Source organism: Brevibacterium antiquum CNRZ 918 (assembly GCF_900169145.1).
GTDB classification, from domain to species: domain Bacteria; phylum Actinomycetota; class Actinomycetes; order Actinomycetales; family Brevibacteriaceae; genus Brevibacterium; species Brevibacterium koreense.
In genome coordinates this window covers 1-11038 of sequence record NZ_FXZD01000025.1, presented here as the reverse complement: position 1 = coordinate 11038, position 11038 = coordinate 1, and the positions used below count along the sequence as shown (strand labels likewise).

7 protein-coding genes and 1 pseudogene are annotated in these 11038 nt (G+C 59.4%); 6 read left to right on the top strand and 2 right to left on the bottom strand.

Going from position 1 to position 11038, the window contains the following annotated elements:
• Window positions 1-162: 162 nt before the first annotated feature.
• The 6 genes and pseudogenes from BANT918_RS16650 to BANT918_RS16625 all read left to right on the top strand — a co-directional run.
• Window positions 163-1071 (top strand): annotated as a pseudogene (locus BANT918_RS16650) (IS3 family transposase); the annotation flags it as partial.
• A gap of 30 nt (window positions 1072-1101) precedes the next feature.
• Window positions 1102-1848: a YibE/F family protein gene (locus tag BANT918_RS16645; RefSeq protein ID WP_101621203.1), complete on the top strand. Its 747-nt coding sequence runs from the start codon at window positions 1102-1104 to the stop codon at window positions 1846-1848.
• A 138-nt stretch (window positions 1849-1986) separates the two neighbouring features.
• Entirely contained in the window at window positions 1987-3771 is a 1785-nt protein-coding gene (locus tag BANT918_RS16640; protein ID WP_101556144.1) for a hypothetical protein, read from the top strand.
• Window positions 3768-5570 carry a hypothetical protein gene (locus tag BANT918_RS16635; protein ID WP_127361985.1) on the top strand — a complete coding sequence of 601 codons (1803 nt, stop codon included), beginning with the start codon at window positions 3768-3770 and terminating at the stop codon, window positions 5568-5570. The genes BANT918_RS16640 and BANT918_RS16635 overlap by 4 nt, the downstream gene beginning before the upstream one ends.
• A gap of 64 nt (window positions 5571-5634) precedes the next feature.
• Window positions 5635-7350: a phage tail tip lysozyme gene (locus BANT918_RS17495; RefSeq protein WP_167389514.1), complete on the top strand. Its 1716-nt coding sequence runs from the start codon at window positions 5635-5637 to the stop codon at window positions 7348-7350.
• A gap of 74 nt (window positions 7351-7424) precedes the next feature.
• Entirely contained in the window at window positions 7425-8279 is an 855-nt protein-coding gene (locus BANT918_RS16625) for a hypothetical protein (RefSeq protein WP_009883630.1), read from the top strand.
• A 903-nt stretch (window positions 8280-9182) separates the two neighbouring features.
• On the opposite strand, the gene BANT918_RS16610 is transcribed toward BANT918_RS16625, so the two are convergent.
• Complete coding sequence (locus BANT918_RS16610; RefSeq protein ID WP_096147156.1) at window positions 9183-10370, bottom strand: hypothetical protein; 1188 nt, start codon at window positions 10368-10370, stop codon at window positions 9183-9185.
• A 64-nt stretch (window positions 10371-10434) separates the two neighbouring features.
• Window positions 10435-10686 carry a YiiX/YebB-like N1pC/P60 family cysteine hydrolase gene (locus BANT918_RS16605; protein WP_050773454.1) on the bottom strand — a complete coding sequence of 84 codons (252 nt, stop codon included), beginning with the start codon at window positions 10684-10686 and terminating at the stop codon, window positions 10435-10437.
• Between the last annotated feature and the right edge of the window lie 352 nt (window positions 10687-11038).

Here is an 11038-nt window from a genome sequence, read left to right as displayed (position 1 = left end):
CGACGTCATTGCTCATGAGCTCAACACCCGACCCCGAAAGTGTTTGAGCTTCCGAACACCGCTCGAGGCCCAGCACGACCTCACCACCCGAAAACCAGAGGTGTTGCCTTGACGATTTGAATCTAAGAGCGCCTTCTTTGCCGCGAAGCAACAGTAGACGACCTCTACGAGTTCATCGAAGCAGAGAAGGCGGCCTACTCCATTGCCATGATGTGCAGGGCTCTCAAGGTCTCAAGGGCCTCGTTCTACCGGTGGCGGACCCCGACAGTGCCTTCGCCGCGAGCTGCCCGTCACGCGATGCTCGTCGAGGCGGTCACGGCAAAGTATGACGAGTGTGCAGGTCGTGCCGGCCGGGACCAACTGACTCGACTGCTCAACGCCGACGGCATCGCGGTCTCGGAATCAACCGTCGGGGTGATTCTGCGCGAGTCCAGTCTGCGCGCGGTCAGGGTCAGGGCTTGGAAGACCACGACTGTCCAGGATCCGCAGGCCAACGCCGCCCATATCGGCAATCACATGCTCGATGAGGAGGGGAATCGGGACTTCTCCTCGTCGGTGCCCGGGGCCCGGCTGTGCGGCGATATCACCTATTTAAAGACCGGGGAAGGGTGGTTGTATCTGGCCACGGTCATCGATTTGTGCACCGGAATGGTCATCGGGTGGAACATGGATGATCACATGCGTGCCAGTCTGTGTATCGAGGCTCTCGTCATGGCTCGTGACCACGGATACATGGACTCTGACCAGGCAATATACCACTCAGACAGAGGGGCACAATACACGTCGGTGCAGTTCCAGAAGTGGTGTGCAGGAAACAATGTCACCCAGTCGATGGGCGCGGTCGGGGTGTGCTGGGACAACGCGGTCGCGGAGAACTTCTTCTCGCATTTGAAGACGGAGTTCTATCACCATCACAGCTTCGCAACGCGGCTGGCGGCCAGGACCGCGGTGATGGACTACATCGAGTCTTGGTACAACCGACAGCGCCCGAATGCCAGGGCATGTCATCGCGTCCCGGTGCAAGCCTTGAACGACTACCGCGAGAGTGGCCAGACCGGCCTGGCGGCGTAAGAGAAATCATCAACGAACTGTCTCAAAAACTTGACGAGCGCAGTCCTTCTCGTAGTCGGCGGTAAAGGTATCCGCGCGATCGCCTCCCTCCTGGCCTCCGCCGTCTTCATCTGGGCCTTCCTCATCGGCGGAATCTCAGGCGGTGGATCCCCGCTGCTCTACACGACCGTCAGCATCGTCCTTGTCCTCACCGCGGTGCTGTTCTTCACCCACGGCCTCTCAACGAAAACACTCGCCGCCTGGGCAGGAACCATATGCGGAGCCGCAACAGCCATGATCGCAGGCACACTACTGTCCACTTGGTTGCGACTGGGCCCCGCAGACGAGTCCGCCTCCGCGCTGACCTACACCAGCCTCGACATTGACCTCTCCGCCCTGTCTCTGGCCGCGCTCCTCATCGCTTTGATCGGGATCCTCAACGACATTGCAGCAGCCCAGGCCGCCACCGTCTTCTCTCACACCACACCGGGCACAAGACCAAGCTGGAAAGCGATCGCCCCGACCGCCCTGGCCGTCGGCAGGGACCACTCGGCCTCAGCGATCTACACCATCAGCTTCTCCATCGTCGGCGCCGGCCTCGCCGCGTTCGTCCTCGCCCACGCCTACAACCAACCCTTGTCAGCGTTCCTCCAGACCGACACCGTTGCCACGACACTCACTCAAATGCTCGCAGGCATCATCGGAATCATCATCACCATGCCAGCAACAACAGCCTTCGCACTCCTTCTCTCCCGCATCCCCACCAAGCCACAGACCTTATCTGCGCACACTGACTGACACTCACCCCACGACGGCCCTGCACGAAACGTGCGGGGCCACTGTCCGTGTGATCTCACTCGCATCATTGACAAACATTCCCCCGCTCAAACGGCGCACAGAAGGCGCAACCCGAAAATCCCCTCAAGGCGGAGAGACATGCACGACACCACAGATACGACCCCAGACACCGTCTTCCCCGAGCTCGCCCCGAACGGGCTGATCGTCACCGCCGAAGTCACCCTCAGAGACCGGTCGAACGTCTCCGTGTCCAAACCCACCCTCGACGCAACCCTGGCCATGATTCGCCGCCGCCACCATAACCGGCCACCCGTGATCGAACTCGCACCCGTCCATGCCAAAGACACCGTGTGCTTCGCCCCTGGCCGCTGGCACGTCACCGCCACGGGTCTGGAGCTGCTCGACCCCTCAAACAAGACCCCCACCACGTATCAGATGGAGTTCCACAACTTCTCGATCATCACCCCCGGCGAAGGGTCAATCGCAGCAAAGTCCTCACTCTCGGTCGTCGTCGCTGCCGCTCAGTCACTGGCCAACCGCAACGTCGAAGAGTTCGAACTGACTTCGGCACTGCCCGGGTTCCGTGGCCTCGTCCTCTCCCCCGAGAGCTTCGACGACACCGTCGAGCTCTCAACAGTCCCAGAACTGCCGCCCAAACCCACGACCAAGCCACATACTCCTTCACGACTGCGCAGGTTCATCACACGGGCGAAGAAGCCGTGGGAGGCTGTCAAACCGGCACGCACCACCAAAATCCGACCACGGAAGCCAACCACACGTCGGAAGAATGCGCTCCTCCCCATCGAGTGGGCCAAGAAGGCACCGGTCATCCTGACCATCGGAGCCGTTGTCCTCGTCGGCCTCCTCATCGTCGGCCTGCTCCAGTTCGCACCATCGCGCGAGGCTGAACCCGCAGCAGCACCCACTTGGTTCACCCCAGCACCGACGGCAGAGCCCGCAGACGCAGAACTTCTCACCGGATACGACAAGAAACTGTGGGAACTGCCAGCCGATAAAACCGCAGCGCTGGGATGGTTCAAGGCCGGAGTCGCCTACGTCACTCCCGACAGTGGCGAACTCGCCCTCAATGACACCTCCACTGGAGACGAGATCGCGAAAGCAAAACTCGACGGACCCATCAAGTACACCGCCGAGTTCACCACCGGCGACACCCCAGCAGTCGCGGCACGCACCGACAAGTCCGTCACCGCAATCACCGCCGACGGAAAGACCCAATCATGGTCAGTCGCAAAGGATCAGAAACTCAACGTCACCGGCACCACCCCGATGATCACGTCGAAGAACGGTGACATCCACGCCCTGACTGTTGGTGAGAAGGCCCCGGTCGCGGTCACCGGCAATCCTCAGTTCCTGCCGGCGTCGATCGACGACCACTCCCTCATCCAAGTCGAGTCCGGGAAGCCACGACTCGTCAGCGTCCCGTTCGGCGAAACTGACGATGAAGCCACCACAATCACGTTGACCGCCCCGACAGACGATGCAGCGTTTGTACGGCACATCAGTGCTGGACATGGTCTGGCGGTTGCCGAATGGGCTGTCGAGGGCACCAACTTCATCGTCGTCCACTCACTGACCGAAAACGGTGCTATCACCGGGGCGACAGAAGCCTCCCCAACCAGCCAGGACTGGAAAGTCGGCCGCGGCCTCGAGACCGCGATCATCGGCGATACCGCGTTCAACCTCAGCAACGGCACCATCGCCGCCCAATCAACTACTGGTGACTTCACAACAGCTCTCGGACCCGCCGCGATCACCGAGGCCGGAGCAGAGCGCACTTACTACCTGAACAAGCACACCTATACCGATCCAGATCGTGTCATCGGCTTCACCAGCGAAGGCATCGCACTCGTGCGCGGCTCCAACGGTGTCGTCACCGCCAATGAGAAAGGTTCAACCAAATGACACAAGTAACACCCGCTAAGAGGCGAATCCTCGCAGCCGCGCTGGCTGTCGGCCTCGCCACATCAGGAACCACCATGGCCACCTCGCTGGCCCATGCCGATGAGACCAGTGAAGGGTCGGCTTCCGAAGACCCGGCCCCAGAGGTCGAAACACCACGAGCTGACACTCAGCCCGCCAAGAAACCCGAAACCACCCCACCGGCCAACGACAAGCCCGAAGCACCCACTAAGGCGGAAACCCAACCTGCCAAAAAGCCAGAACCGGCACCCACTCCCCCAGCCCCCGACAACGTTGACACACAACCCGCGAAGAAGACCGAGCCGAGCGTACCCGAGCAGCCGAAGGCAGACACTCAGCCAGCGAAGAAACCCGCCGAACCAGCAAAGGTCGACGAACCTTCTGCCCCGGTGGAGATCCCCGAGGCCCCCAAGGACGATGATGGCCAGGATGATTCCGATGGCCAAGCCCCAACTGAGAACCCCACCGAGGAACCAACAGAGGAACCGACGGATTCGCCCTCGGATGAGCCGACCGAGGAACCGACTGATGATCCCACAGAGGATCCAGGGGACGACCCGGATTCTCCCGAACCTCCGGACGAAGATTCCTACGACCCGACCGACCCCGGTGACCGTGGCGAGCCAGATCCCGAGGCACCGGCTCCCCCGCCTGACTCCGACCACCAGTACCCGGTTGACAATTCCGACCCGGTGACCGTCAAGCCAGCGATCCCACCCGAGGACTACGACCAGACCTCGATCGGGCTCGTCGACCCGAAGACCGGCAAACGCTCACCGAAGGCCACAGTGGACGGATACGGGACGTTCGTAACGCTGCCTGACGGATCGGTGACCTTCACCCCTGACAAATCGTTCGAGGGTTCCGTGACGATCAAGTACTTCGTCAAGAACAGCAACGGCGACTGGGTTGTCGGCTGGTTCACCGTCCACGGTGGTGGCACCACCCCGCCTGTCGACAAGGACGCTACCGCCGATAGCAACGGAGACGACTCTGCCTCGGGTGGTTCCACGGCGGACGGCGACAACAAGGACGCCAGCGCTGACGCCGGATCCAACGGTTCTGATGCGACCAGTAGCGCAGACGGAAGCGACAACGCAGGCGGCGGAACCGCTACTGATAACGGTGGTGCTGATGGTGCCAACGGAGATCAGAGCAGCGAAGGCGACAAGAGCGCCGACGGTGCCAACAGCGATGACACCGGCACTGCAAATGGCGACCGGGAAGCCGAAGCCGATGCATCTGGTACTGACGCGACGGCAAACGCACAGGGCCCGCCTCCTGCCGCTGACAGTGACAGCAACGCAGGCTCCGACGACGGAGGCCCGGGCACCTCTGCAGCCGATGGTGATGAGCCCAAGGCTGGCAAGGACGGTGGTGATCACAAAGGCACTGGCGACAAGGACAAGGACGAGCCGGATATTGCCGATGACTCCAACCTTGAAGACAACGCCCCAACCACTCCCGGTGATGTTCCTGAGCTGCCGTCTGGTCAGGGCGACGAAGACCAGTACCAGTCCCCGGCTCCCCGCGACGAGACAACTCTCGTCGACGGCGACGATGATACTCCCAGCGACGAACCCTCCGACGAGTCGACTCCGTCACCGGATCGGACTGAAGAAGTTGTCATCACCGACGGTAGTACCCCTCGCGCGGGCGAACCCGCCACCGAAGGGATCAACGGTGCCACGGTCGGGTTCAGCCTCGGCGCGCTCGTCGTGGCAACAGTAGGCGGGTTCATCCTCTACACCGTGCTCCGCCGTAAGAAGGACGATCAGTAACCAACCATGATGACCACCGGCCCCGCACCCAGGGGTCGGTGGTCATTGCCGAAAGGCCCCCGCAATGTTCTCACTCAAGTCGCTTCTCCCCGGTGCCGCCACTGTCGGTGCGGGCTTCCTCGCCCTCGTCATCATCGTCCCAGTCCTCTTCGGACTCATGGCCGCCAGCGGTGCCTGCACACCGGTCAGTGACGACGGTAACGGCGGTGGCGACGTCGGAGACATCGGAGACATTGACCCGACTGAAAAGGCCCACGCTCGAGCAGTTTTCACTGTGCTCTCGGATAAGGGCATGTCGAACACCAATATCGCGGGGATCCTTGGCAACTGGTCGCAGGAATCGGGCGTCGACCCAACGAGCGTCCAGGGCATCATGGACTCGCCTTACAAGATGACTCCGAAGAAGCGGGAGAAGGCTGAATCGTTCTCCGGTGGTCTCGGCCTGGGTCAGTGGACGGGTAGCCGCAACAGCAAGCTCAAAGCGTATGCGAAGACGAAGAGCACAGACTGGTGGACCATCGAGCTCCAAATGAACTTCATGGCCGATACGAAGGGCGATGACGCGCAGAGCGTCCAAGTCTTCGAGGACATGATCAAGAACGAACTCGACTCAGTTTCGGCTGCGACGACGCACTTCCACGACAAGTGGGAGAAGGCCGGTGCTCCGAACATGCCGAATCGGATCAAGCAAGCCGAGAAGTGGTTCAAACTCATGAAGGACTGGAAATCCGGTGACAAGGCCCAAGCAGCCGGCTCCACCCCCGAGCAGGGTGAAGCGATCGCCGGAGGCACAGTCACCGCGCAGAAGAAGAAAAAGCTTCCCCTAGGAGACGTCAAGCCCCACGTGCAAGAAGCGGCCGAGGTCATCTACGACGAATATGACGGCATCACTGGTGTCGGCGGGTACCGTTCCGGCAGCACGTCACGCGACCCCAACGGGCACCCCGTTGGTCTCGCTGTCGACTTCATGGTCCCGCTGAACATAGACGGTAAGGCCCTTGGTGACGATATTGCGAAATTCGTCATCGACAACCACGAAGCACTCAACATCAAATACGTCATCTGGTACCAGCGCATCTACAACGTCGAACGTGCCGATGAAGGCTGGCGGAAGATGCCCGACCGTGGTGGAGACACCCAGAACCACAAAGACCACCCGCACGTCTCTTTCCAGACCGATTCCAAAGGAGATCCGAAAGATGCCGCGGGTAAGGGTGGCAAAGGCGGCGGCAGCGACGATTCTGACGACGGCAATGCCGATAACGTCAACTGCGAAGCAGACGGCACGGGCGGTGGATCAGGCGACGATGACATTCCTGACGACGGTCGTAAGAATCCCGGCGCGTGGGGTGGGCACAAGAACGGTGAGATCCCAACCGACAAGCTCAAGAAGATCCCGTGGACCCCGGACAGCAAGAAGGAATACCTCCGCAAGGACGCCACCGAGGCACTCATCGCGATGAATAAGGCGTACAAGAAGGAATTCAATACCGATATTGCCATCACCGACGCCTACCGCGATTTGGCCGAGCAGAAAGTCCTGTACAAACGCTACGGGCCAGGACGGGCAGCTGTACCCGGGAAATCGAACCACGGTTGGGCTCTAGCTGTTGACTGTGGCGGCGGCATCAACAAATTCGGATCACCGCAGCACAAGTGGATGCAGAAGAACGCGAAAAAATTCGGTTGGGAGCACCCACCGTGGGCTCGTGAAGGCCAGAAGAACCAAGAAGCCTGGCACTGGGAGTACTACGGCAAAAACAAGGAAACCGAAGCCTAATCTCACCGTCCTGATCAACGAGCGACCAGGTGATCGCCGTCTAACCGATACGTCTATTGTTAAGGAGATCGACCATGAGTGAGTTCACCACCTTTTCGGAAAATGAAGCCTGGGCGCTGCGCCGCCTGGTCAACATCGGTATCCATGACTTCGAGATCCAAATCAGTCGCGACCCGAGGATAAAGGATCACCTGGAAATGCCGTTCGAGGACCATAGGGCGATGCACGCCGGAATCAAAGCCAAGCTGGCAGCCAACACCACCATCGATGCCCGACTGTTCAGCCGAGACGAAACTCAGTTCATCGCGCACCTCGCGCAGTCCAGCATCGACCTCGGTGGGGCCTCACCCGATGACACAGCGGCACAAGATGCTGAACAATGGGAGTCTCGAATCGTGACGAAAGCACACCACATGAACGAAGAACGACGTGCGACAGACTTCTCCCCTACCGCAGACGCACCAGCCGAGCCGTCGGTGTCTCGTCCCGATCGCGTCTACAACCGAGCCACACTCGAAGCCGCGGGACACCGTCTCGACGTCGGCGATTGGGATGCTCACCGCAAACTGGCCCAGATCGCAGTCGAAAGCGGGTACGCCGCCGAGGTGACACAGGACTTCATCAACGACACCGCAGAAGACCAACCCCTCCAGCATTCCATTCGCATACTTGATGCCAACGAAATCCAGCCCAGAGACGTCGACACAGCAGGCCTGTCAACCGAGTTCGATCCCATGGGCGGCACGAGTGAAGTCGAGCAGTTCACACCACAGAAGCCACACGGAGATTACGGGCGACAGACACCATTCGACGTCGCCCCAATCAACGCCGATGAACCAGGGTTCCCCCAACCCTCGAATGCTCACATCGACGCCCTGGCCACTCAACCACCGTCACCGGCTACACAGACGTCACTGAACCTGGACTGACCTCTCGGCCATGCGTGGGCAGTCACTATAGTCGGAGATATCACCTTTTCCGAGCAGGGAGCTGAACTGTGATTTCACGCCGCATTCTGGTAGCCGATACCGCGATCGGAGTCGTCGCTACCGCAGGACTCAGGGGCCTCACACACCGAGCCGTCGATGACTTCGCCGGTCTTCCGGTGGGTTCGACTTCGAACTGCTATAGCACCCGGAATGATCTCGTCAATGGCATCGCGTCTAGGATTCACACCCGGCTATCCGAAAAGTCAGACCACGCACGGGCTTCACGCCTCACTGAACGTGAGTACGGGGCACTACTGCTTTCCAATGACCGTCATCTCTTTCGCACACTGGCACTGTTTTCGCTCGACCCTTCTTTGCCCGTTCCCGGCAGATCTCGAATTTCTGCCACGCACGAGCTAATTGCGGCCACCTTCGCAGGCCTCGCCGGACCCGAACAGACTACCCCGCAGACGGTCGTGGGACACCTCATTGCCAACGTCATTGTCGACGACAGCGCCGACACGGCTGCAGTCGAGCAGAACATTCAGCTGCTGTAAAAGCGGCTCCATATTGCTAGGTTCAGTCGTGGCGGGCTTTACCGTTTTTTGCGCTTCCACCTTGACCAAACTTCATAGGGGTCTGCAGTCGCGTAGTATTTGGGCGATGATTCCGGAGAAGAAGGACCAGATCGTGCCTCGGAAGAAACGCGGGAGCGACGGTGGACGACCGCCGACGTTCCAGGCCGGGGCGTATTGGAACCGCAATTTCGTGGAACGCTCGTTTGCCAACCGCAAGCAATGGCGAAGATTAGCAACACGATAAGACAAGCGCGCCATCACATATCGAGCGGCAGCCGTGATCAGCGCGATCCTGACAAGGCTACGCCGATAAACCAGACATGCCCTAGTCTCTGGCAGACACCGCCCAAATCGAACTGTCATCGATTGTCTTGGCGATGTCGGGGAGGTCGATTTCAGTGAGGACTTCTCCGCTGTTTCGGTCGTACTGCACGAGACGGACTTCTTCCGCTTCTTGCTGAAAGGTCACCACCGTCAACGCATTCTCGGTGAAATCCACCACGCGAGTATCAGTGCTGTTGTCGTAGCTGTCGACGAGCTCGAAGAGCTTCTGGCTGATACCTGTCGTGATATCCGTTCGCCATGCCCGTCCGAAGTCATCGACCCAGTCGAAATCGTTACCTCGCAGCGACTGCTGGGAGGAACCATTGATCTCGAAAGTGGACTGGTCGGGGCCTGTCACCGGTTCGCCGTCGGCGGTGACGAGTTCGAGTTCGGTCATGTCGCCGGAATCGGTGTCCCATATTCGCAGCACCGGGGTAGTCTCACCTGAATCAGCATAAATACTGGCCAAGTGGTACAGACTACCGTCAACGCAGGGCGCATCCGTCGACTCCTGACCTGACGAATTAACGGCCTGAATGGATACATTCTCTTCCTCGACCGTGGTCCCGGACGTCAGTTGGTTCAGCATCAGCCTCGTGTAGCCATCTGCTTCCTTGGCCTCGACCCCCTGTCGTTCGGCCTCAGCCTGGTACTTCCCTAGAGGTTCGGCTATCCCGTAGAGGTCTCCGTCGCAGAATCCGGTGACTTGGAAATACCCTTCAACCTCGGTGAAGTCAGACCCCTTCGTTGACGATGTGATGAGTTGTTCGACGTAGCTGTCTTCCTCGTAACCATCGTTGTAGAGACCGATCACTGTCCCGTCGTCGCTAAGCGAAAGGGCTTGCTGGTAGTCAGTCTTCGTATCCGTGGGTATCACTTCAGTCGAGGTACCCACGATGTAGTCATTCTCTGTATCGGAGAAGGCCAGTTTGTCCTTATTCCAGTCCAACTGCGCATGCTGCATGATTGTGGTCTCGATGACGGAGGTTCCACCGTCTTCTTTGACCAGGACGACGTACCCCTTGCCATCGGATTCGACCACACCAGATTGTTGACGGCTGATCGTGAAGGCGGCAATAACATCGGTGGTGGTGGCGTCCCGCGTCGGGGTGGTCGGCTCCGGAGTTTCCGAGCAACCGGTGAGCAGAGCTATCAGTGAGGCGGAACACAACCACCAGAGTTTCTTCATCGCGCTCCTAGGGCGTGAGGGTGTCGCGGGTGCAATAGCACCCGCGACACAGTGAAGTTTCAGGTTACTTGATCGTCTTGTAGATGTGCGTGTGCTTCGAATCCTTGATGTTGTATGGGTAGACGCCGAGGCCGCCATTTCCGTCCAGATCGATCTTGACCGAGGCTTTATACGCCGCCCACACAAGTTGAGAGCAGTTCATTTTCGCGCTGCCGGTTTTCTTGTTCACCGCGAAGTTCGCACTGTACTTCTTTCCTCGGAGTTTGTTGTAAGCGTACGATCCGGCCTTGTTTCGTTTCGTCTGTGAGGTCTTCACATCCATTTTGTAGGACTTTTTAGGAACTTTATAGGCTCTTCGTAATTGAGAGTGTAGATCGGTGATTCCAGAACACGGCGCGTCGCTGCCCGGATAGAAGTCGAGGTCTGAGCCTGTCAAGTAGTTTGTGTTCGGGATTGATTTACAAGTACGGATTCATCCGGTCCGGATAAGCCACAGCCAACTGAGCCAGCGCCTGTTTCCAGTTCGTCGTGATCTGGCCTTCCCTACGTGTCAGGCTGGAGCGGGACCACGGTGACAGAGCAAATCAGTCCGACCACGTAGGGCGAGAACCAGGAAGCCAATCAATATGTCGAGTCTCGTTGTGGCCGAAGTAGGCCAAAATGGGTCC